Source organism: Enterobacter sp. DC1 (assembly GCF_000568075.1).
GTDB classification, from domain to species: Bacteria; Pseudomonadota; Gammaproteobacteria; order Enterobacterales; family Enterobacteriaceae; genus Enterobacter; species Enterobacter asburiae.
On the sequence record NZ_AZUA01000002.1, the window covers coordinates 309345 to 331750 of the forward strand.

The following is a 22406-nucleotide window of genomic DNA, read 5'->3' on the forward strand; positions in this document are numbered from 1 at the left end:
CCCGGTTTTTTTTAACTGCAAATCAGGCCTTTGGTTTGTAGTTGCGTAATCCATTACGCCCGAGTACTACTACAGAACCCATCATTAAGCCCAGCAGCACGGCAAGAATCAGAATAATAGGTTTTTTTGGGCTGTCACGATGGACAGGCAGATCTGGCTTCATAACGTAACGATAAACGTGAATAGTGTCCGGATTTACGTTCAGATTCTGGATATCCAACAGATTTTGTTTGGTCTGATAATACGCGGCAGAGAAGATCAGCGGGCGTGAAGCTTCATTGTCAATCATCGATTTCAGCCCGTCGCTTCCCAGCAGGAACATCGTTTCCTGGGTTACATCCTGGGTTTGCTGAATGCGCGGCGAGGTAATTTTCGCTGCCTCAGCATTCTTCAGTGCCTCAGCAATCTGTTTGATTCGCAGATCTTTCTGCTCCTGAGCGACCTTCTCCTGACTTACCAGAGAATCGTTCAGGGTTTTAATCTGCTCCTTGATATTGTCCTTGAGGTCAAGAGCAAGTTCTTTTGCCGTCTGTCCATCAACCTGCTGGATATACTGCGCAAGCTGCTTTTGAGCAGCTTCAGCTGATGTACTGGTATAGGTGACGCTTAACGGCAGCGTTTCCCCTTTAACAGCAGGCTCAATGGTAAGTTTTTCAGGTACGTCCTGATTGTCGAGCGCCTGCGATAACGCGGAGAAAGAAGAGTTAAAACGGCCAATCACGCGCGTTTGAATGTCCAGCATTGAAGGGGCAGCACTGCCATAGAGGATGTTCAATGCATTTGAATAGGTTGCTATCTGGGCCGCATCAGGTTGTGCAATAATCGCCCTTGAGGTCCATTTTTCCTTAGCGAATGCTAGATATCCAATTGCCATGGCAATAAAAACAACAACAAAGGTTGCTATCATCCACTTCCCACGCCACAGTTGCAGCATTAAATCAAGTAAATCAATTTGCGCAGGGTCATTGCTTTGGCTGACCTGGCTATTGTTGTTTTGCGTCATACAATCCCTAACAGATGAAAAAGGGCAAACATAATTTTGTTTGTATAGTTTATCCATTACTGGCGATTTTTCTATAGGAATCCGATGAGTTAAATCGGAAAGATGGGTTATGTAACTTCGACCCTTCGCGTTATCATAGATACCATCTGATGCGCTATGGCATCTGTAAGAAAAGGTTTATGAGGGAAGCTATGAAATTTTTGGTCACGGGCGCTGCAGGTTTTATCGGTGCGAATGTCAGTAAACGCCTCCTTGAGGCCGGTCATCAGGTTGTTGGTATCGATAACCTCAATGAATACTACGATGTCAACCTGAAGCTGGCACGCCTGGAACTGTTAAAATCTGAGAGTTTCACTTTCCACAAGCTGGAATTAGCTGACCACGAAGGTATGGCCACGCTTTTCGCCAGTGAGAAATTTGATCGCGTCATTCACCTGGCCGCGCAGGCAGGCGTACGCTACTCCCTGGAAAATCCGCACGCCTATGCGGATGCCAACCTTATCGGCCATCTCAACGTGCTGGAAGGCTGCCGCCATAATAACGTTCAGCATCTTCTGTATGCCTCATCAAGCTCCGTTTATGGCCTGAACCGCAAGATGCCGTTCTCTACTGACGATTCCGTGGATCACCCGGTCTCACTCTATGCCGCGACCAAAAAAGCCAACGAACTGATGTCGCATACCTATTCGCATCTCTACAATCTGCCGACCACCGGCCTGCGCTTCTTTACCGTGTACGGTCCATGGGGACGCCCGGACATGGCCCTGTTTAAGTTTACTAAGGCGATGATTGAAGGCAAAAGCATCGATGTCTATAACTACGGTAAGATGAAGCGCGACTTCACGTATATTGATGACATCGCTGAAGCAATTATTCGTCTGCAGAATGTTATTCCCCAGTCTGACACAAACTGGACCGTTGAGTCCGGCTCCCCGGCAACCAGCTCAGCGCCCTACCGGGTTTACAACATCGGTAACAGTTCGCCAGTGGAACTGATGGATTACATTACCGCCCTGGAAGACGCGCTGGGTAAAAAAGCCGAGAAAAACATGCTTCCTCTCCAGCCAGGAGACGTACTGGAAACCAGCGCAGACACTAAAGCACTGTATGACGTGATTGGTTTTAAACCGCAAACCTCAGTCAAAGACGGAGTAAAGAACTTCGTTAACTGGTATCGCGATTTTTACAAGGTCTGAAAATAAAAAACCCGGCAATTCAGCCGGGTTTTTTACAGGATAAAGCAGAGAATCAGTCGCTACCAAACAGATCGCGGGTGTAAACCTTATCCGCCACATCAGCCAGTTCTTCCGCCATGCGGTTTGAAATGATGACATCGGCTTCTTTCTTAAAGGCATCCAGATCGCGGATCACCCGGGAATTGAAGAACTGATCGTCCGGCATGGCAGGCTCATAGATGACAACTTCAACCCCTTTCGCCTTAATACGCTTCATGATCCCCTGAATGGAAGAGGCGCGGAAGTTATCGGAGCCACTCTTCATGATCAGACGGTACACACCAACAACTTTCGGTTGACGCGCAAGGATGGAATCGGAGATGAAATCTTTACGAGTACGGTTAGCATCAACAATCGCCGATATCAGATTGTTCGGTACAGCCTGATAGTTTGCCAGCAGTTGCTTAGTGTCTTTTGGCAGGCAATAGCCGCCGTAGCCAAATGACGGGTTGTTGTAGTGGTTGCCAATACGCGGGTCGAGACACACCCCTTCAATAATCTGGCGGGTATTCAGGCCAAGACTTTCTGCGTAGCTGTCCAGCTCATTGAAATATGCCACTCGCATTGCCAGGTAGGTATTCGCGAAGAGCTTAATCGCCTCAGCTTCGGTGGAGTCGGTGAACAGCACCTGAATATCTTTCTTCACTGCCCCTTCCTGCAGAAGTGCGGCAAAACGTTCAGCGCGCTCAGAACGTTCACCAATAACGATACGCGAAGGATGAAGGTTATCGTAAAGCGCTCTCCCCTCACGCAGGAATTCCGGTGAGAAGAAGATATTTTCAATACCGAATTTTTCTTTAATAGATTTGGTAAACCCAACAGGAATGGTCGATTTAATGACCATCACCGCGTCAGGATTAATCGCGATAACATCTTTGATCACCGCCTCTACAGTTGAAGTGTTGAAGTAGTTGGTTTTAGGATCGTAGTCAGTAGGCGTCGCAATGATGACGTAATCCGCATTGCGGTATGCATCTTCTTTATCTGTCGTGGCGCGGAAATTCAGCGGTTTGTTGCTGAGATAGTCCTGGATTTCTTTATCCACAATCGGTGATTTTTTCTGATTGAGCATATCCACTTTAGCCGGGACGATATCCAGCGCAACCACTTCATGATTCTGGGCAATCAGAATGCCGTTAGAAAGACCGACATACCCTGTTCCGGAGATTGTTATTTTCATTCGCTAATGACTTCTGTGAGTTAACTGTACTGATGGCCGCCAGACCATCGCGATAAACATAACTGTTGGGCTTTGTACCTCCTGGCAAACTGAACTGTCAAGGCAAACCAGGAGTAATCACTACGAGCGGGGCGAGATTCAGACTACTTCGAATAACAGGCGACATTTTTTGCATAAAAAAACCCGGAGACAGGCTCCGGGTTTTGATTACAGCGAGTAAGTTAACTTATTCCATCCACTCGGTATGGAACACGCCTTCTTTATCGGTGCGTTTGTAAGTATGCGCACCAAAGTAGTCACGCTGTGCCTGAATCAGGTTAGCAGGCAGAACGGCCGCACGGTAGCTGTCGTAGTAGGCTACTGCAGCAGAGAAGGTCGGAACCGGGATCCCGTTCTGGACAGCGTAGGCAACCACGTCACGCAGCGCCTGCTGATATTCGTCCGCAATTTTCTTGAAGTACGGTGCCAGCAGCAGGTTGGCGATACCGGCGTTTTCAGCATAGGCATCGGTGATTTTTTGCAGGAACTGCGCACGAATGATGCAACCCGCGCGGAAGATCTTGGCGATTTCACCGTAGTTCAGATCCCAGTTGTTCTCGTCTGACGCCGCGCGCAGCTGAGAGAAGCCCTGCGCGTAAGAAACGATTTTCCCCAGGTACAGTGCACGACGCACTTTTTCAACGAATTCGGCTTTATCACCTGCTGGTTTAGCCTGTGGGCCAGACAGCACTTTAGATGCCGCGACGCGCTGCTCTTTCAGAGAAGAGATGTAACGCGCAAACACGGATTCGGTGATCAGAGACAGCGGTTCGCCCAGATCCAGAGAGCTCTGGCTGGTCCATTTACCGGTACCTTTGTTCGCTGCTTCATCCAGAATCACATCAACCAGGTATTTACCCTCTTCATCTTTTTTCGTGAAGATATCCTTGGTGATGTCGATCAGGTAGCTGTTCAGCTCGCCTTTGTTCCACTCGGTAAAGGTTTCAGCCAGTTCTTCATTAGAGAGGTTCAGACCGCCTTTCAGCAGGGAATAAGCTTCAGCAATCAGCTGCATGTCGCCGTATTCGATGCCGTTGTGCACCATTTTCACATAGTGACCTGCACCGTCGGCACCGATATAGGTTACGCAAGGCTCACCATCTTCAGCCACGGCTGCGATTTTGGTCAGGATAGGCGCAACCAGTTCGTACGCATCTTTCTGGCCGCCAGGCATGATAGATGGACCTTTCAGCGCGCCCTCTTCACCACCGGAAACACCGGTACCGATGAAGTTGAAGCCTTCTGCGGACAGCTCACGGTTACGACGAATGGTGTCCTGGAAGAAGGTGTTACCGCCATCAATGATGATGTCACCTTTTTCGAGGTAAGGCTTCAGGGAGTCGATAGCTGCATCGGTACCTGCGCCCGCTTTCACCATTAACAGGATACGACGAGGCGTTTCCAGAGACTCAACGAACTCTTTCACCGTATAGAAAGGAACCAGTTTCTTGCCTGGGTTCTCGGCAATGACTTCTTCGGTCTTATCACGGGAGCGGTTGAAAACGGAGACGGTATAACCACGGCTTTCGATGTTGAGCGCCAGGTTGCGCCCCATCACTGCCATACCGACAACGCCGATCTGTTGCTTGGACATTACATACTCCTGTCAGGTGTGGTCCCACCGGGTACTTCCCGGTGGATATAATATCGAATTATCTTAACTCAGAAATCGAGAGCAGAGGTAGGTAATTATGGTCATTACACACTTACACCTTAACAAAAACATGGTTAATCGGAGATTATTTTTTCGTCAATGAGGCACATTGATTTTTATTTTCTTTAATAAGTTTCTGATAAATATAATAGCTTAACTTCGGCGTACGCTTCAATGTCTTATCATCAAAATCAACACCAATTATGCCAAACCTATTTTTGTAACCCCATAACCATTCGAAGTTATCAAGCAAGCTCCAAAATAGATACCCCTGAATATCCAACCCTTCCTTTTTTGCTTCTATAACTGCAGACACATGTCTATTGAGATAGTCTGCTCGCAACTTATCAGAAATGACACCATCATTAAGTTTTTCATCTTCTAAACCAAAACCTGCACCATTCTCAGTAATAATGAAGGTAGGATGCGCATATTTTGCATCAAACTCTTTCATCATAGTAACCATCGCTTCTGGAGAGACAGGTCCGTTTACAGAAGGCTTTTTATCAGGATTAGGAACGTTACCTATTTCAAACGGTTCAGATTTATCATGTTTAACCAATGTTGGACCATAATAATTTACGCCGATAAAATCAGGTTTTCCTTGGGTAATGAATTGCATATCTTGAGGTGTAGGCTTGAATTTAGGATATGCTGACTGATACATTTTCAAAACTGAATCTGGATATGTCCCCTTATAAAGAGCATCCAGGATCCAGTTGTTATGGAGATCGTTACACAACTTCTCAGTAGTACTATTCGGGTGGGCATTGTCGATACATGGGGATAAGTTTAGCGCAATCCCAATACGTCCATCATATTTTGCCTTGTGGTAACTCCGTACTACCATCGCATTTGCAATCAAAAGATTGTGCAGCGCTATAGCTTGTTTTCCACGTGAAGCAACAGATAAAACATCGCGATATCCGTCTGGTTTTTTATTAATGAGGTTTGCCGCAAGAGGTTCAAGAGTAAAAATATAGCCTTCTGGCTCATTAAAGGTAATAAAATTATGACTTCTGCTACCAAAATTTTCAAAAACTACTTGTGCATATTTCTCAAACCAAACTGGTGATTCAGGATTAGACCAACTTCCTTTCTTATAAAGTGCTAATGGCATGTCCCAGTGGTAAAGCGTAATCACAGGTTCAATATTGGCTTCTTTTAAGTCAGTAATCAGTTGGCTGTAATATTCTAATCCCTTTTTATTAACCGTCACTCCGTCGGGCATGATCCTTGACCAGGAAATAGAGAAGCGGTACGAATTGACACCTAATTCTTTCATGAGTTGTATATCTTTTAGATAGACATCTCGCGAAATTTGATTGGCCGCAATATCTCCATTTTCAACAGTGCCAATGGTATACTTTGTGACCTCATTATGGGTAAAATAATCCCAATTTGAAGGCCCCTTTCCATTTATATTCCAACCACCTTCAACCTGGTAGGATGAGGATGCCGTGCCCCAGAGAAAATCGCATTGCTGTTTTTCGCCGGAGAATGCAGGAGGTAACAGAAGTACAGAGGTAAAGAAAAAATATTTTGCTTTCATTTTAGAATTATTACCAGATACTCATGAAAGATATGATATTGTTAGATAACAATAACTGCTATTTACTATTCTTTATTAAATTGAGTAAATATTGACCGTAATTGGTCTTGCTCATCTCATTCCCGTAGGTCACGACCTCACTTTCAGTGAGCCAGCCGTTACGGTAAGCAATTTCTTCCAGGCAGGCGATTTTGAATCCCTGTCGTTTCTCAATAGTATGAATAAATTGTGATGCTTCGATTAAACTATCATGGGTACCGGTATCGAGCCATGCAAAACCACGACCCAGCAATTCTACCTGAAGATTCCCCTGCTCGAGATACATTTCATTCAGTGTAGTAATTTCAAGTTCACCGCGTGCTGATGGCTTGACACATTTAGCCATATCAACCACGTTTTCATCGTAAAAGTATAGGCCAGTGACAGCCCAGTTGGATTTAGGTGCAGCTGGCTTTTCTTCTATACTTAATGCCTTGAAGTTTTCATCAAACTCGACAACTCCAAAACGTTCAGGATCCATTACCTGATACCCAAAAACAGTAGCTCCGGCATTGCCGGAAACAACCGATTCAAGTTTCCTGCCAAAACTTTGCCCGAAGAAAATGTTATCGCCTAATACAAGGGCACATTTATCACCCGCGATAAACTCTTCACCAATAATGAATGCTTGCGCGAGGCCATCAGGAGATGGCTGAATTTCATAGGATAAATTAATTCCGAAACGACTACCATCGCCCAGTAAACGTTTAAAAGAAGGCATATCTTCAGGTGTTGTGATTAAGAGAATATCTCGAATTCCCGCAAGCATAAGCACCGACATTGGATAATAAACCATAGGTTTATCATAAATGGGTAAGAGTTGTTTAGAGACTCCACGTGTTATCGGGTGCAAACGTGTTCCAGAACCGCCAGCCAGGATAATGCCTTTCATTTTACTACCTCAATACTTTTAAGCTAAATAGATTAGATATCTTTATTTAAACAACATCTTCTCTGATATCAGTCGAACATAATGTTTTTACCCACGAGTCTACACTATAACGCGAAATTGCATCCAGGTGCGCATAGTTATATGGGATTTCAAAAAAACCAGAGTCGATTTGGATATTATCTCGATCGATAAAGTAAAAATTTTCAGCTGAATAGAAATCGTAATTTTTAACTTGTGAATTGGTAGTTATAAATTTCCTCTTGAGAGGCAAGCATTCTATTGTCCTCATCGTCAAACCTGTCTGACGGGGATGCTGGATATCAAGAACCGCATCAGCACTAGAGAAGAATGATGCTATCTGCTTTTTATTTCTAGAGCGAAGGGTAAAACTAAAAAGTCTGTACCTAATGATAGACTTAATATTAGTAAGAAGAAAACCTGCCAAGACAACAATTGAAGGGAAATAAAGAACAAACCTCAAATCATATTCATTTTTATATTTCTCATAAATCTCCCCCAATAGTCTGTATCTGTCACTATGTACGGTACCGAGAAATGCAATGGATGGCTTAAAATTCTTTGAAGCGTCTTTTTTCGCTGTGCTTACAAAATCCGGGGAATAAAACAATGGCAAATGAGTCATAAAATCATATTCTCGCGCATCGTTATCATCAAAGGTAAACACGCGGTCAAATAAATTCAGGTACTCTTGAATATGAGGGTAGTTTTTAATAGAATCCCATGCGTAGTAAATGAATTTAGCTTTCTTATATTTATTTTTGAATTTTAATAAATTTTTTCTATTGAGAGATTCACCTTTGAGTACTATGACGTAGTCATAGTCATCATTTGTTTGAAGCAAAATCTTCTCAAAATACGCATCTGAAATACGTTTAAGAAAATCATTATCTTTCCAAAGTCTGAGTAATATTTTAAAAAATACGTTATTAAATGGTTTTTCATCGAAATAATCAACGGTGGCACCGGTTCGCCTTAATCCATCAGATATTTCATTTTCATAGTTAAAAAAGCGAGGACATAAAAACAACACTTTCATTTCAAATACTCTTCTTCACAACGGCCGGGATACCTACAAGTAGCACATTGTTATCACAGGAATGCATTACAACAGCGTTAGCCGCGACAATAACATTGTCGCCAATTCGAATACCGCCAAGAACCTTAGCCCCAGAGGCAATAACCACATTATCACCTAAAACAGGGCGATTTAGGTGATTAAAGGGAATATCTATATTTTTTGCGCCCAGAGTAACTTGTTGGTATATCGTAGCGTTAACACCAATTTTAGATGCACCAATAACAACGCCCTGCGAATGTGGAATAAAGAAACCACCTCCTATTTCACAATTAGAAGCAATCTCAACGCCAAAGACAACAAAATTCATTAGAGAAAAAACTTTTCCTAAAATAGGTATTTTTTTCTTAAAGCAAAAATGGCTCATCCGGTATAAAATAACGGGAGTCATTTTCATTCCGAAAAAAGCCGAGATTATACCGAAGATAGATACTTTTGATTTATTTCGCCCAGTCAGTTTGTAATATCTTAGCACATCATCTTTAACAAACTCAAACATGAGAATGACTCCCTGTAAATATTTTTATTCTCACAAAAACAAGAGTAACAATGAAAAGTAAAAAATATGTTTGAATAAAGAATAAATTATAAAAGCCACTGAATATTGCACATTGCATTGCAATCGCATAAGGAAACAAACTATAACGATACGATTTAAGCAAATTCTTGTAAGCAATACTAAAAAGTAGAAGTAAACATGTAACCACAATAAGGGAGCCCGCTATCCCAAGATCGGGCATTAGCTTTTCAAACATTGTTGAAACGTTGGCATTATCGTCCACTAACGCCATGGTATCATGGAATCCTAAATCACTATAAATGAGATTTCTGATAACACTGGGGAATAGATCCTGGAAGCTGGTAAAATCGTATACCGGAACTATGTGCGCAAAGTTATATGCAAGGTTTGCAAGGCCAGCAGTAACATAGACATAAAACCATGTGAAGCCTGAAGGCAAACTTGACAGAAATTGTCCTTCTGATGACAACAAATATTGATAAGGATTTTCAGCGCCCCTGATATCTCCTACTGCTCCAAAAAGGAGAACTATTGTGATTACAGAAAAAACTGTGTAAATAAACATCTTTTTAGTGAATTTTTTATAAATAAAAAATAAAAAGAATATTTCCACGAGGCCAGACATCAGTATACCTCTCCTGAAGACCAGCATTTCCCATATACTCATCAATAGTATAACCAGCAGAATAACTTTTCTTTTTGACAAAAGAAAATGATAATACAGTGACGGAAAAACAAAAAGGAATAGCATATTAACTATCCCATGATATGTCGGTATACCGAACTCGGTATAATTATAGCCGCCCCTAAATTGCATAATCATTGGAATCCCGCCAGCAACAACCACATCAGGAATTATCGCAAAGCACCAAATGATGAGCCATATTTTAGTTGCTCGCCAGGATGGCATAATTTTATCCAGACGAACGCGATTAATGCTGCCAGGAGTGATAAATGGAAGTGAAAAAATCAAACCCAGAACAACATTGATTGATAAAAACACCACCATCTCATTTGAGAGCGGGCTAATATTAGTAGTCAATCCAAGCGAATATAATATAATTGTGAACAGCCAAATTGAAGCATACACAAACCCTGGGGACATTAAAAAAATACTCATCCTACATCCTCAGCTGTCGAAGTCTTCCACCTTCAATATATGAAAGTGCCAATACGATCTTATATATGAAGTCGGGAATTTTAATCGCTTTTGCATCTAATTTGTCACACAACCAAAGAAGGCTTTTGCGGGTTGTTGTATGAGGGAGAAGATGGACAACTTTTATGAGTAATTTACTGGGGAGTCTCGTATCATCTAACATAACTTCGTAAGATGAAAAGAGGCTATCCTTCACACATTCCGGGTGTTTTTCTTTCAATACGGGGAAAGATTTTGATGCATACACAACCATTCTTTCTGATGCTCGGCGCAATGTTGGTGTATCACTGTCTTCTGCCTTTGCATCGGGTAAAAAATAAAAGTCATATTTTGCTTTTGAAACTCGGATGCCAAGTTCCTCATCTTCACAGCCGTAATGATAGAACGTCTCATCAAAACCACCGATTGTATTAATGATATCTCGTGTCAGGATAATGCCGTCACTTGCAAAGAAGCGAGTACTTATAACCCCTTCAGGTATATTACGCGCTCCGAGATAACGGCTATCAAAATAACGGAGGTAATTGCTAGTGGAAAGTCTGGCTGGGTCGATTCGTATATTAATTCTTGCTGCCGTGAAGTGCTTACCATGGAAAAAAGAAACTATTTTTTTTATTGCATCAGGTTCAAGCAGGTTGTCGATATCAATAAACATTATCAACGAGTTTGTCGCTAAAGAAATACCAACATTGCGGGAAATAGCCCTGCCAGAATTTACCTGATTCCTGTGGAATGAAAAATTTATTTTATCTTTAAAGGCTTCTCCATAAGAGGCTGCGATTTCTTCCAGTGAAACCGGACTACAATCATCAATAAGAATTAATTCAATAAGGTTATCAGGATAATCAATATTCAGTATGGTATCCATGAAACGCTTAACTTTCGATGGTTCACAATAGGCAGGGACCACTATTGAAATCTTATCATTGTACTGCACCAATGCACCTCGTAGAATAAATTATATTGAAGGCGTAAACTACTGCTAAACCGAAGACTATGTTACTAACACCCATATAATGATAAATAGCAGGCACAACAGCCACTACCAGGCAGAAAGCTATTAACCACTTAACAGCTAATTTATTTAGCTGATTCATTCTAATTAGAACCATGCTGAGCAATTGATCTATAGCTAAAATTGGGGTTAACCAGACAAACGTTCGCAAATAACTATAGGCATTAACAAGCTTTGCACCATAAAAAATATGAATAATCATGTCTGCAAGAACTGTTGTAAATAATGCGCCTGCGCAGGTTACTGCAAGTGTAGCGAAAACACAGAATGGCAATTTTCTTTTAATGTTTGTTATATCAATGAATTTAAATATAAAAATTGGTGCAATTGCCTGGACAAACAGAATACATATTGCATACCAATTATCGACCAACTGAAGTGCTGCTGCATAGTTTGAATACATTTCTCCGGAAATTTTACCTTCCAGATATACACGATCAAACTTCATAGTGACCTGTTGCATGATCAAACAAAACCATACGGCAACACCAATCTTAAGATATGAGAAAATTTCAGAATCAACCTTCACAAATCTAAACCCGGTAGCCTTTCTGAAAGAATAAAAGATAAAGCCACAAGGTAAAAGTGATTCAATGACCCATGCTACCCAAAGATAATTTATTGGTAACTGATTCCTTACACCAATATAAATGACAATGAGTTTAATTATTGCAGCTAACATTAGTACCAGGCAAGGTAATTTAAGACGAGCCTGGCTTTGGTACCATGTTAAACCGACGATGAAAGTTTCTCGTAATGCGACAGATATGGCCAAACCAATTATGAACTGTCTGGACAGCCCACTTGCAGCAAAAAATCCCCATGCCACCATGCACAACGCAACGAAAACCCCTGCAGCCAGACGTAATATAATCACGTTGCTCATTGTGGTATTTATTTTAGATGGTGCATCCAGCAATTTAGGAATTACCACTTCGGCCCCACAGATCCATGTACCTGTCATAAATATAGCTAAAATGACGAGAGAATATTGCCAACTGCTGAAATCACCAAAATCATAATGATTTATCAATAATCTGTTAATGATAATAATGATAACAAGTTGAGTGATTCTCTCGAGGCTAAGATAAAAGAAGTTAACAAAGACTTTTCTTTTATCTTCATCCGCCACATTTTTTTTTATGGCTGATAATAAAAAATTAGACATCTGTCATATTCTTTCTAAAGTTATCAATCATTATTTCTATATCAGACAAAACATTGTTATAGACATGGCCAAACTCATTCGTGGTTCTGGTATTATCTGTTGGCGGGAAATATTCACCGTTGAAACCGTCATGCCATTTTATCGTGCAACCAGTTTTACTTGCAATTAAGTCTGCAATATCAGCAGCTGTTGTATTAACACCAGAAGCAATATTGTAGATGCTATACTCATTTTTACGGCTGATCTGGTAAATAAGTTCAGCAACGTCCGTGACTGAAACATAATCTTTTGCATAGGCAGGGGCAACATACATATCAATATGTTTATTCGAGATTGCATTTCTGATTATGCTAGGCAGGAATAACTTACTCTTTAATGCCAAACCATATACATTGCTGGGTCTGACAATAATCGTATCTCGGTTGCTTTTTAAGCATAACTCTTCACTTACCAGTTTAGTAAGATTGAAAAGCCTTCGGTTATCGCTAGTGCACACCGTAAGGTTATCCATTTCCGACGCGCTATCTTGTTCCATGTAAACACGCGTTGATGAAATATAGATTAATTTCGAGAATTGCGCGCGTTCCAAAAGTGTTGCCAGCAACTCGGTGTTCGATTTATATACTTCAAACGGCGTGTTTGCACAATCACCATTGCCAGCAGCATAGATGAGAACTCCCAGATCTCTTTCAAAAAGAGTCTCATCATCACGCGGTGGAACCTCAACATTCTCACCTTTAGCCAGTAGGTTTTCAACGATTTCACTGCCAATGAAACCACGTCCACCTATCACTGTATAATGTGCTTTCATATAGTTTTTTTATACTCTGCAAGTGTAATTAATTTAATATCTTTTTCTGAGAGAAGTGGTGCTGTTACCGGCCAGTCAATCGCAATATCTGGATCATTCCAGATAATCCCGCCTTCATCCTTTGGATCGTAAAAATCAGTACACTTATAGTGGAAATCGGCATATTCACTTAATACGCAAAATCCATGGGCAAATCCGGGAGGGACGTACAATTGGTTATTCTTCTCGCCAGTAAGAAGTACACCCACATACTGACCAAACGTTTCAGAATCGTGGCGCAGGTCCACTGCAACATCATAAACTTCCCCGCTGATTACGCTGACTAATTTACCCTGGGGTTTCGTTTTCTGGAAATGCAGTCCACGTAAAACATTTCGACTCGAACGTGAGCGGTTATCCTGTACAAAATTACCTTTGATTCCTGCATTTTCATATTTTTCTTTATGCCAGGCTTCAAGGAAAAAACCGCGAGAATCGCCAAAAACCTTAGGTTCAATGATGACACAATCTTTTAAAGGTGTTTGAATTACATTCATTTAAAATCCCTCAGCTGGAAAGATATTCTCACCAGCTGCTTTGTTAGTTTATTTCGGATACTGGTTGAAACTATAAATACTTAACTTTTGTGTTCTTTCCAAAGTAAATCACAGATATCATCAGTAGGATTAAATGCGGTAGGTGCATTTAGCAATATTTCGCGTACCCGCTCATAATCAAAGTTGCGACATGAGCCATCCAATTCTGCGATAATGTCTTTCATTTCATTCCATGGAAGCATGACTTCATTAGCCGTCTTAATTCGTGGATGCTGTGTTATTGAGACGTTATCGCCAATCAACAACTCTTCATACAGCTTCTCACCAGGACGCAACCCCGTCGTTTTGATAGCAATATCGCCATAAGGATTTTTATCATCACGAACTGAAAGTCCTTGTAAGGCAATCATACGGTGGGCGAGGTCAATAATTTTGACCGGATCCCCCATATCCAATACGAAAACATCCCCACCACTACCCATTGCTCCAGCTTGAATAACAAGCTGTGCTGCCTCAGGAATGGTCATGAAATAACGTGTGATGTCAGGATGCGTTAACGTCACCGGACCACCAGCAGCAATTTGTTTTTCAAATAATGGAACGACTGAGCCGGATGAACCTAGCACATTTCCAAACCGGACCATGCTGAAACAGGTTTTACTTGACTCTGATGCGAGAGCCTGAAGTATTAGCTCTGCCATTCTTTTTGTTGCGCCCATGGTGTTCGTTGGTCGCACAGCTTTATCCGTAGAGATAAGCACAAAACTTTCGACACCACAGTTTTCGGCAGCTTGTGCACAGCATAAAGTACCGAAGATATTATTACGAACACCATCAATAACGTTAAATTCAACTAGTGGAACATGCTTATAAGCAGCCGCATGGTAGATGGTCTCAACGCTAAATGCCTTGATTAACCTTTCAAGATGCGCCATATCCTGAACGTTGCCCAGAATTGGATAAATCTTAACATTTAAATTTTGCGAAAGTATTAAATTTCGCAATTCAGAATCAATTGAATATAGTGAGAATTCTGATAATTCGAAAAGAATTAGTTGAGAAGGTTTATTTCTGATTATCTGTCGACATAGTTCAGAGCCTATAGAACCACCCGCGCCAGTAACCATGACTGTTTTACCCTGAATATTCTTTGAAATTAATTCTGGAATCGGGGTAACAGGATCGCGACCTAAAAGGTCAGTAATTACTACCTTACGTAAGGCATCGATTCTTGCTTTTCCTTCAACGAGGTCAACCATCCCAGGTATTGAAAGCACCTCGCACGGAAGTCCCTCAAGGGTAGATATAACCTCATTTTTTCTGGCGCGGCTGGCACTTGGCATTGCCAGGAGAATTTTCTTAGCTTCGTACTTCTCTATCAACCAGGCCAATTTTTCAGGTGAAAATACGCTTACACCATGGATGACCTGCCCCTGCAATGAGCGATTATCATCTACAAAAGCCACAGGATAGTATTCATCCATTTGGCTTAACGCAGGAAGTAACTGGCGTCCAGACGCTCCAGCCCCGTATATAATTACGCGGGTTCCCAATTTTAAACCTCGATTGACCAGCATTCTCATTGCAAGGCGTGAGCCTGCAACGAACAACACTCCGAACGAGAAGTAGATAAACGGGATTGTTCTTGGAAGATAGAGATTCGTGTAAAATGCAGCAATAATCAGCAACAACGACGAAATTAGCATCCCAATAGCAACTACAAGCAGTATTTTCGCAGTTATATACCTTATGACTGCTCTATAAAGGCCAAGTTTTACAAAGATGGCCAAAGTAATCACTATTATCGATGTTAGCAGTAACCAATGAGATACGCTTGATAATGGCGTCATTGAATCAATACGGACCCAAAATGCAAACCAAAATGCGCACATTAACAGTACTACATCAATAGAGAGCGTTATAATCCGTTTTATTGGTCTTGGCAAAGAAATTAAATAAGTTAGCATACTAAAAACTAGTCGCCTCGTTAAAGCTTGCTATTAATTTATAAAATAGTACCTGGAGGGCATATGATATGCTCTTCCACCGTTGCACTATATCCACCCACTGTTCCCGCTTGCAGAAATGCCGATTTACCAATACGCGCTCCCCCTGCAAGATGCACCCCAACACCTAAATGGGCAAAATCACCGAGAGTTGAATCATGATCGACTGTAGAATGACAATTAACTATCGTACCTACACCAAGAGTTGAGTTTGCTCCTACAACCGCACCGGCTAAAACTACGCTGCCATGTCCCAAAGTAGCGGACGAACTCACAAATGCAAAAGGATGAATTAGCGTTATCGGATAAATGCTTAGCAATTCTAGCTGTTGGTGGAATGACTCTCTGAGCTTATTATTACCTATGCCAATTACAATGTGTTTAGCAGTACTAGCATAAAGCTTCAGATCTGAGGTTTTCCCGATAACACGAACCTTTGAATTGCCGGAGCGAGATTCATTATCGTCGAGGAATACAATTTTTTCATATCCCAATAGCGTAGCAGTTTCGTACAATGTACGTCCATGTCCTCCAGCTCCAACAATGATCAGATCATTCATTTATGCCTTCTCTTTATCTTTAACTCCAGCACCACATCTGAATGCAACAATTATCAATGGTAACCAGGCGATGGTAATGCCTACAATTCCATCAATTTTTGCAGAGATGATTAAGTAAGCAATTGGAAGCAGCCACATGAAGTTAATAGCTATAGCCACCATAGTAACAGGAACATGGCTCTTATATTTACGTGCAAGAATTTGGTAACAATGACTTGCATGTGCTTCATAGACTTTCTTACCCGCCAGTAATCTTCTCAGTAAGGTAGTAGTTGCATCAACAATGAAAACACCCAGCAGACAGAGTTCTGCGATCAGAACACGTGAGTCTAGCTTTGCAAAATAAAGGATCATCAGCCCAATGGTGATACCCAGAAAACCGCTTCCAGCATCGCCCATGAAGATCCTTGCCACAGGGAAGTTCCACACGATGAACCCCGCGACCGATCCAGCGAGTGCTAATGCAAGCATAGTCATTGCATCAGGTGAATCAGTGTAGTTATTGATAGTTATTATTAAGATACTACAAAGCGAAAAGGTAATAGCTTGCGCACTTGCAAGACCATTAATACCATCCATAAAGTTATATAAATTTAACATCCATACAAGATAGAAACTTCCGAGGATCATTCCAATCCATGACAAAGAAACATCGTAGCCAAACATATTAATGTTTGGGAAAGAACCTAGATAAAAAAGCCCGGTAGCTGCAGCGATGAAGTGCATCAATAAGCGCCAGCGTGCGGCAATATGGCCATGATCATCGAGGAAACCGATAACCGCAATCAATAAACCAGGCACGAAAAAACCTAAAAATGTTGCCTGATTTAGATGATTAGTAAGTACCAGCCATACTAATGCAGCTAACAATGTTAATACAATTGCCACCCCTCCCCCACGAGGTGTAGGCACACTGTGCGAACTTCTTTGATTTGGCTGATCAATCACATTATTCTTAATGGCGTATAACCTTAAACCCCAGGTCAACGCGCATGATATAAAGAATGCAAAAACGACAATGCCCAGATACAACATTATTTGTTACCTTCAATAAAATACTTCGCTGTTTTTACCATCGTTTCTTGCAACGAGACTGGGGGCGTCCATTGAAGCTGCTCTCTTGATTTTCTTGAGTCAACTTCCAGATCGCCAAACAGTTGATCATATATACTTTTTTTCCCAAAAATAGTAAGGAGCATTTTCAGTATTGACTTGGGGAAATAAACAACTCGCGCTTTCATACCCATCCCGGTAGAAAATGCCGTGATCATTTCTTCTGTTGAAGGATGCATCTCGTCAGCCAAAAGATAGAGTTCATTCTTTGACTTCTCATTAGTTACACATTCGCAGATAAAACTCACAACATTGTCCAGTGAAACAAGAGCACGCTTATTTTTTACTGCTTTAAAAGGCAGTGGCAGATTTCGCGACACCAGTTTTAACAATCGTTGGATGTTGCCCGGTGCATTTGGACCACAGATCAGTGCTGGACGCACAATGGTTATCCCCATATTGCTACCAGTAAATGCTTTAAGAAGACTTTCCTCTGCTTCAAGCTTTGAAATAGCATAATCGGAAGTGGGTCTGGCAGGTGTCGTTTCACTAAAAGGTATCCCCGAAGTGGAATTACCATTAACACCTATTGAACTGACGAAGATGAAGTGTTTCACATTACAACTTATTGCATCATGTGCTAATTTCATCGTGGCATCGTGATTCACACGACGAAATTCTGTCAGCGTATCTTCGGCTTTATCATTAAGGATATGCGCTCTGCCTGCTGTGTGAATGACAGTATCACAACCCTGGAGAAGGGTTGTCCAGTTTGTTTGTGCAGAGATATCGCCAAGGTTGTACATCCCATTGTCGATATTTTCGTCTCGACGGGAAGTGAAAATTACCTGATGACCTGCCGACCTCAGCGTTTTGACTAAAGCAGAACCGAGAAAACCAGTTCCCCCTGTCACTAAAACTTTCATTGTCATCCCCTATCAGTTAATGAACTATAAACAAATATAGAAATGAACTGCTCTTAACGATTTTGATAATTTTGCGCAATCCAGGATTTATAATTACCGCTTTTAACGTTTTCCACCCATTCTGTATTTGTCAAATACCATTCAACGGTTTTACGAATGCCACTTTCAAAAGTCTCCTGTGGCGTCCATCCCAACTCAGCACCAATTTTATGTGCGTCAATGGCGTAGCGACGGTCATGACCAGGACGGTCAGCAACATACGTGATCTGATCGCGATAAGACCCCTCTTTAGGCACAATCTCATCGAGCAGATCGCAAATCGTATGGACCACATCCAGGTTCTGCTTCTCGTTATGGCCACCAATATTGTACGTTTCACCCGGTTTCCCTTGAGTGACAACGGTGTAGAGTGCACGCGCATGATCTTCAACATATAGCCAGTCGCGGATTTGATCGCCCTTGCCGTAAATAGGCAGAGCTTTTCCGTCCAGCGCATTCAGGATAACCAGCGGGATCAGTTTTTCCGGGAAGTGGTACGGACCGTAGTTATTTGAGCAGTTGGTAACAATGGTAGGGAAACCGTAGGTACGCAGCCAGGCACGAACGAGATGGTCGCTGGAAGCTTTCGACGCCGAATACGGGCTGCTAGGTGCATAAGCCGTGGTTTCAGTGAAGAGTGGCAGCTCAGTTGATGCAGGATGCTCATCAGGATGCGGCAAATCACCATACACTTCGTCGGTTGAGATGTGATGGAAACGAAACGCTTTCTTCGCCTGCTCATCCAACGTGGACCAGTACGCACGTGCGGCTTCCAGCAGCACATAAGTGCCGACGATATTGGTTTCGATAAATGCAGCCGGGCCGGTAATAGAACGATCGACGTGACTTTCAGCGGCCAGGTGCATCACCGCATCAGGCTTATGCTTTGCGAAAATGCGATCCATTGCGTCTTTGTCGCAAATATCCGCATGTTCAAAAGCATATCGATCGCTGTTGCTGACTTCACTAAGCGACTCAAGGTTGCCGGCATAGGTCAGCTTATCCACATTGACGACGTCGTCCTGGGTATATTTAATAATATGTCGTACAACCGCTGAGCCGATAAAGCCGGCCCCGCCCGTCACAAGAATTTTCACGTTATCTGTTCCGTCTAGTGTATATGTCTGGATACTGGCGTTCTGAAACCTGAGCATTTATTAACGGTTTCAGAAATTGAGCACGCTACCGCCCCTGGCTTAACAGCTACCAGTGCACTGAGCGATGTCTGATTAAATGATTTTTCTTGTCTGGATACAGACAAAAAACTGGCGTTAATTGTCGTCCTAAATGACCTCAGAAACAAGCACAAATCGCTACAAAGCGATCCGTATTTAGACCCTGTAACCCACTGTAATCATGGAATTAATAGCAAAAAGCGGCAGTCATTATTTTGGTCTGATAAAATCTAACCAAAATCATGACTGCCGCTTGTTCAAGTCGTGGCAGGAATATCAGTCGTTTGCGAGCAGCTTCTCAATACGGGTTCTGAACTTCGCCCCTTCCTTCAGGTTACGCAGTCCATAATTCACGAACGCCTGCATATACCCCATTTTCTTACCGCAGTCATAGCTGTCGCCGGTCATCAGCATCGCGTCTACGGACTGTTTCTTCGCCAGCTCGGCAATCGCGTCGGTCAGCTGAATACGATCCCAGGCGCCTGGCTCGGTTTTTTCCAGTTCCGCCCAGATATCGGCGTTCAGAACGTAACGACCTACAGCCATCAGGTCTGAGTCCAGCGTCTGTGGCTGATCCGGTTTTTCGATGAACTCAACGATGCGGCTCACCTGCCCTTCCGTCTCCAGCGGCTCTTTAGTCTGGATCACAGAGTACTCGGAGAGATCGCCCTTCATGCGTTTCGCCAGCACCTGGCTACGGCCGGTTTCATTGAAACGTGCCACCATTGCCGCCAGGTTATAACGCAGCGGGTCGGCAGAAGCAGTATCAATGATGATATCCGGCAGCACGACGATGAATGGGTTATCGCCCACAACCGGACGGGCACACAGAATAGAGTGGCCCAGACCCAGCGGCTGCGCCTGGCGCACGTTCATGATGGTCACGCCTGGCGGACAAATAGACTGTACTTCCGCCAGCAGCTGGCGCTTAACGCGCAGCTCAAGCAGCGCTTCGAGTTCGTAAGAGGTGTCGAAGTGGTTTTCTACCGCATTCTTGGAGGAGTGCGTAACCAGGACGATTTCTTTGATCCCTGCAGCAACAATCTCGTCGACAATGTACTGAATCATTGGCTTGTCGACGATCGGCAGCATCTCTTTAGGAATGGCTTTTGTGGCTGGCAGCATATGCATGCCCAAGCCTGCTACCGGAATGACTGCTTTCAAATTAATCATTATTTCTTCCACCTTAAAATGGTTGACGAATTATAGCTCTTAAACCTGTTTTCGCCAGCATGATTTGCCGTAATCCTCAGGTAATGTTACGCCTTAGCCCTACAAATTTCTGTAGTTGTAATCTGAATAGATCACGCTTCTTTCCCAGGAATAGTCTCAAAACAGCTAATTGTCGATTATCTGTGCGGAAGCGCAAAGTTAAGCTTTTCCACATTCACCACCTGCTGGTCGACTCGGTCAATATCCACCGAGCTTTGCCCCTTCTCATTCACCGCTTTAATGTTCGCCAGCGACAGCAAGGTCTCATCTTTCGCCATAAATTTACCCCGCACATCCTTGCGCAGGTCGAAGTTGATCTTCAGGGCGGGACCCACAGCGGCTTCCTGCATCACATTGATGTTTCGTAAAAAAAGATGCTGCGGCTTGTTGTGCAGTTCAAGCGTGGCACGCTGCATTTCCACGTTGGTTATCGCCACAAACGAGGTGGCGTTACCGGATGAAATCTGTATTCCGCGCAATTTATACGCAAGCTGTCGATTATCGAGGTGAATATTATTGAGCTTGAAGTTCTGTGGGATGGACAAATAATCGCCTTTTATCACCCCATAGCCGATTAACATTCCGGCGCTGTTAACCATGTCGACATTATCAATAATGAAATTATCACAGCCGTAAATGGCCACCGTGGCGTTGTCTATTCCCGCCTTTTTACTGAAGTCGGGAGTTATATTTTTGGCCTTAATATTGCGAATAACAAAATGTTTACCATTTTCAACGTGCACCAGCTGGCGACAGTTGCTGCCGGTGATGTTTGCCACCACGAAGTTCTTGACGGTTTGCTTCTCCGGATAGTCGTTATCGTAGGTGCTGCCGGCGAGGCCAATGCCGATGCCCCAGTTGATCTTTCCGTTGGTGCAGTTGATGTTATCGATGACATGATCGGAGATCAGGATATTGCGATCGTTGATGGCGACGTTCCACTCGATCGCATCGCCCTGGAGATGGCTAAATTTACTGTTGGTGATGCGGGCACCGTCCACCTGGTTGTGGAACCCCTGGCGCAGGATGGCGTAGTTGGCCTGACTCACGCTGATGTTATCAATCAGCAAATTGCGCATCACGCTCGGTTTCTTGCCGCCGATGTAGATCTGCGTCACCGGGCCAAAACCGCTCATGGCCAGCCCTTTGATGACGCAGCCAGAGCCGCGAACGTCGAGCGTGATGTTCTCCGTGCGACCGGCACCTTCGCCTATCACTTTGCTACCTTCCTGCAGAACAAAGCGGCCGCGCCCGTTGCCGGTTAACGCCCCGCGGATCAGCAGCGTTTTACCGTCGGGAATGAAAATGCCCGTATTGATGTTTTCGCAGGTGAGCCCGGCGGGGACCACGACGGTGTCGCCGTCATTGAACGCCTGCTTAAAGGCGGCGATCCAGTCGTTGTTATTGTACTGATTAACAGAGACCGTTCTGCCGCTTGCCGCCCGCGCGATGCGTGACGACAGCAGCGGCGCGGCCGCCAGAACGGAGAGAGAAGAGACAAAAGTGCGTCGGGTAATCTTTTTCAGCATACATCCT

At 43.2% G+C, this 22406-nt stretch carries 20 protein-coding genes; 1 reads left to right on the forward strand and 19 read right to left on the reverse strand.

Annotation, left to right across the window (positions count from 1 at the left end; translation table 11 throughout):
• Window positions 1-22: 22 nt before the first annotated feature.
• Window positions 23-1003 carry an LPS O-antigen chain length determinant protein WzzB gene (wzzB, locus tag P346_RS14215; RefSeq protein WP_032658776.1) on the reverse strand — a complete coding sequence of 327 codons (981 nt, stop codon included), beginning with the start codon at window positions 1001-1003 and terminating at the stop codon, window positions 23-25.
• Window positions 1004-1194: 191 nt separating this feature from the next.
• Between wzzB and P346_RS14210 the strand changes: the two genes are divergently transcribed.
• Complete coding sequence (locus P346_RS14210; protein ID WP_032658779.1) at window positions 1195-2199, forward strand: NAD-dependent epimerase; 1005 nt, start codon at window positions 1195-1197, stop codon at window positions 2197-2199.
• Window positions 2200-2251: 52 nt separating this feature from the next.
• On the opposite strand, the gene ugd is transcribed toward P346_RS14210, so the two are convergent.
• The 18 genes from ugd to wcaM form a co-directional block, all read right to left on the reverse strand.
• On the reverse strand, window positions 2252-3418 hold the full coding sequence (gene ugd, locus P346_RS14205) for a UDP-glucose 6-dehydrogenase (RefSeq protein ID WP_032658781.1): 1167 nt from the start codon (window positions 3416-3418) through the stop codon (window positions 2252-2254).
• 226 nt (window positions 3419-3644) lie between these two features.
• Entirely contained in the window at window positions 3645-5051 is a 1407-nt protein-coding gene (gene gndA / locus P346_RS14200) for an NADP-dependent phosphogluconate dehydrogenase (protein ID WP_024908082.1), read from the reverse strand.
• Window positions 5052-5196: 145 nt separating this feature from the next.
• Complete coding sequence (locus P346_RS14195; RefSeq protein WP_084492147.1) at window positions 5197-6663, reverse strand: glycoside hydrolase family 1 protein; 1467 nt, start codon at window positions 6661-6663, stop codon at window positions 5197-5199.
• 58 nt (window positions 6664-6721) lie between these two features.
• A complete protein-coding gene (rfbA, locus tag P346_RS14190; protein WP_032658783.1) occupies window positions 6722-7594 on the reverse strand; it encodes a glucose-1-phosphate thymidylyltransferase RfbA in 873 nt (290 codons plus the stop codon).
• A 46-nt stretch (window positions 7595-7640) separates the two neighbouring features.
• Complete coding sequence (locus tag P346_RS14185; RefSeq protein WP_032658786.1) at window positions 7641-8651, reverse strand: hypothetical protein; 1011 nt, start codon at window positions 8649-8651, stop codon at window positions 7641-7643.
• 1 nt (window position 8652) lies between these two features.
• Complete coding sequence (locus tag P346_RS14180; RefSeq protein WP_032658788.1) at window positions 8653-9189, reverse strand: serine O-acetyltransferase; 537 nt, start codon at window positions 9187-9189, stop codon at window positions 8653-8655.
• Complete coding sequence (wzy, locus tag P346_RS14175; protein ID WP_032658790.1) at window positions 9182-10330, reverse strand: O45 family O-antigen polymerase; 1149 nt, start codon at window positions 10328-10330, stop codon at window positions 9182-9184. Before wzy ends, P346_RS14180 begins: the two co-directional genes overlap by 8 nt.
• 1 nt (window position 10331) lies before the next feature.
• Window positions 10332-11306 carry a glycosyltransferase gene (locus P346_RS14170; protein WP_050597623.1) on the reverse strand — a complete coding sequence of 325 codons (975 nt, stop codon included), beginning with the start codon at window positions 11304-11306 and terminating at the stop codon, window positions 10332-10334.
• A complete protein-coding gene (wzx, locus tag P346_RS14165; RefSeq protein ID WP_032658792.1) occupies window positions 11293-12552 on the reverse strand; it encodes an O45 family O-antigen flippase in 1260 nt (419 codons plus the stop codon). Before wzx ends, P346_RS14170 begins: the two co-directional genes overlap by 14 nt.
• Window positions 12545-13363 (reverse strand): NAD-dependent epimerase/dehydratase family protein, encoded by an 819-nt coding sequence (locus P346_RS14160; protein ID WP_032658794.1) that lies wholly within the window; start codon window positions 13361-13363, stop codon window positions 12545-12547. Before P346_RS14160 ends, wzx begins: the two co-directional genes overlap by 8 nt.
• Entirely contained in the window at window positions 13360-13899 is a 540-nt protein-coding gene (gene rfbC, locus P346_RS14155; RefSeq protein ID WP_032658796.1) for a dTDP-4-dehydrorhamnose 3,5-epimerase, read from the reverse strand. The genes P346_RS14160 and rfbC overlap by 4 nt, the downstream gene beginning before the upstream one ends.
• Window positions 13900-13979: 80 nt before the next feature.
• Window positions 13980-15866, reverse strand: a complete 1887-nt coding sequence (locus P346_RS14150) for a polysaccharide biosynthesis protein (RefSeq protein WP_032658799.1) — start codon at window positions 15864-15866, stop codon at window positions 13980-13982.
• Window positions 15867-15904: 38 nt separating this feature from the next.
• The gene (locus tag P346_RS22405) at window positions 15905-16465 is read right to left on the reverse strand and encodes a PglD-related sugar-binding protein (RefSeq protein WP_071995962.1); all 561 of its coding nucleotides are present in this window, start codon (window positions 16463-16465) and stop codon (window positions 15905-15907) included.
• A complete protein-coding gene (locus tag P346_RS14145) occupies window positions 16466-17500 on the reverse strand; it encodes an MraY family glycosyltransferase (RefSeq protein ID WP_032658801.1) in 1035 nt (344 codons plus the stop codon).
• Entirely contained in the window at window positions 17500-18444 is a 945-nt protein-coding gene (locus tag P346_RS14140; RefSeq protein WP_032658804.1) for an NAD-dependent epimerase/dehydratase family protein, read from the reverse strand. Before P346_RS14140 ends, P346_RS14145 begins: the two co-directional genes overlap by 1 nt.
• A 53-nt stretch (window positions 18445-18497) precedes the next feature.
• Window positions 18498-19580, reverse strand: coding sequence for a dTDP-glucose 4,6-dehydratase (gene rfbB / locus P346_RS14135; protein WP_032658806.1), 1083 nt, complete (start codon window positions 19578-19580; stop codon window positions 18498-18500).
• A gap of 354 nt (window positions 19581-19934) precedes the next feature.
• Complete coding sequence (gene galF, locus P346_RS14130) at window positions 19935-20831, reverse strand: GalU regulator GalF (RefSeq protein ID WP_032658807.1); 897 nt, start codon at window positions 20829-20831, stop codon at window positions 19935-19937.
• Between the two features lie 176 nt (window positions 20832-21007).
• Window positions 21008-22399, reverse strand: coding sequence for a colanic acid biosynthesis protein WcaM (gene wcaM, locus P346_RS14125; protein WP_032658809.1), 1392 nt, complete (start codon window positions 22397-22399; stop codon window positions 21008-21010).
• Between the last annotated feature and the right edge of the window lie 7 nt (window positions 22400-22406).

Excerpts from the sequence above, each read along its gene's own strand:
- wzzB (WP_032658776.1), bottom strand. The coding sequence starts at position 1,003 with ATGACGCAAAACAACAATAGCCAGGTCAGCCAAAGCAATGACCCTGCG.
- P346_RS14210 (WP_032658779.1), top strand. The coding sequence starts at position 1,195 with ATGAAATTTTTGGTCACGGGCGCTGCAGGTTTTATCGGTGCGAATGTC.
- ugd (WP_032658781.1), bottom strand. The coding sequence starts at position 3,418 with ATGAAAATAACAATCTCCGGAACAGGGTATGTCGGTCTTTCTAACGGC.
- gndA (WP_024908082.1), bottom strand. The coding sequence starts at position 5,051 with ATGTCCAAGCAACAGATCGGCGTTGTCGGTATGGCAGTGATGGGGCGC.
- P346_RS14195 (WP_084492147.1), bottom strand. The coding sequence starts at position 6,663 with ATGAAAGCAAAATATTTTTTCTTTACCTCTGTACTTCTGTTACCTCCT.
- rfbA (WP_032658783.1), bottom strand. The coding sequence starts at position 7,594 with ATGAAAGGCATTATCCTGGCTGGCGGTTCTGGAACACGTTTGCACCCG.
- P346_RS14185 (WP_032658786.1), bottom strand. The coding sequence starts at position 8,651 with ATGAAAGTGTTGTTTTTATGTCCTCGCTTTTTTAACTATGAAAATGAA.
- P346_RS14180 (WP_032658788.1), bottom strand. The coding sequence starts at position 9,189 with ATGTTTGAGTTTGTTAAAGATGATGTGCTAAGATATTACAAACTGACT.
- wzy (WP_032658790.1), bottom strand. The coding sequence starts at position 10,330 with ATGAGTATTTTTTTAATGTCCCCAGGGTTTGTGTATGCTTCAATTTGG.
- wzx (WP_032658792.1), bottom strand. The coding sequence starts at position 12,552 with ATGTCTAATTTTTTATTATCAGCCATAAAAAAAAATGTGGCGGATGAA.
- P346_RS14160 (WP_032658794.1), bottom strand. The coding sequence starts at position 13,363 with ATGAAAGCACATTATACAGTGATAGGTGGACGTGGTTTCATTGGCAGT.
- rfbC (WP_032658796.1), bottom strand. The coding sequence starts at position 13,899 with ATGAATGTAATTCAAACACCTTTAAAAGATTGTGTCATCATTGAACCT.
- P346_RS14150 (WP_032658799.1), bottom strand. The coding sequence starts at position 15,866 with ATGCTAACTTATTTAATTTCTTTGCCAAGACCAATAAAACGGATTATA.
- P346_RS22405 (WP_071995962.1), bottom strand. The coding sequence starts at position 16,465 with ATGAATGATCTGATCATTGTTGGAGCTGGAGGACATGGACGTACATTG.
- P346_RS14145 (WP_032658801.1), bottom strand. The coding sequence starts at position 17,500 with ATGTTGTATCTGGGCATTGTCGTTTTTGCATTCTTTATATCATGCGCG.
- P346_RS14140 (WP_032658804.1), bottom strand. The coding sequence starts at position 18,444 with ATGAAAGTTTTAGTGACAGGGGGAACTGGTTTTCTCGGTTCTGCTTTA.
- galF (WP_032658807.1), bottom strand. The coding sequence starts at position 20,831 with ATGATTAATTTGAAAGCAGTCATTCCGGTAGCAGGCTTGGGCATGCAT.
- wcaM (WP_032658809.1), bottom strand. The coding sequence starts at position 22,399 with ATGCTGAAAAAGATTACCCGACGCACTTTTGTCTCTTCTCTCTCCGTT.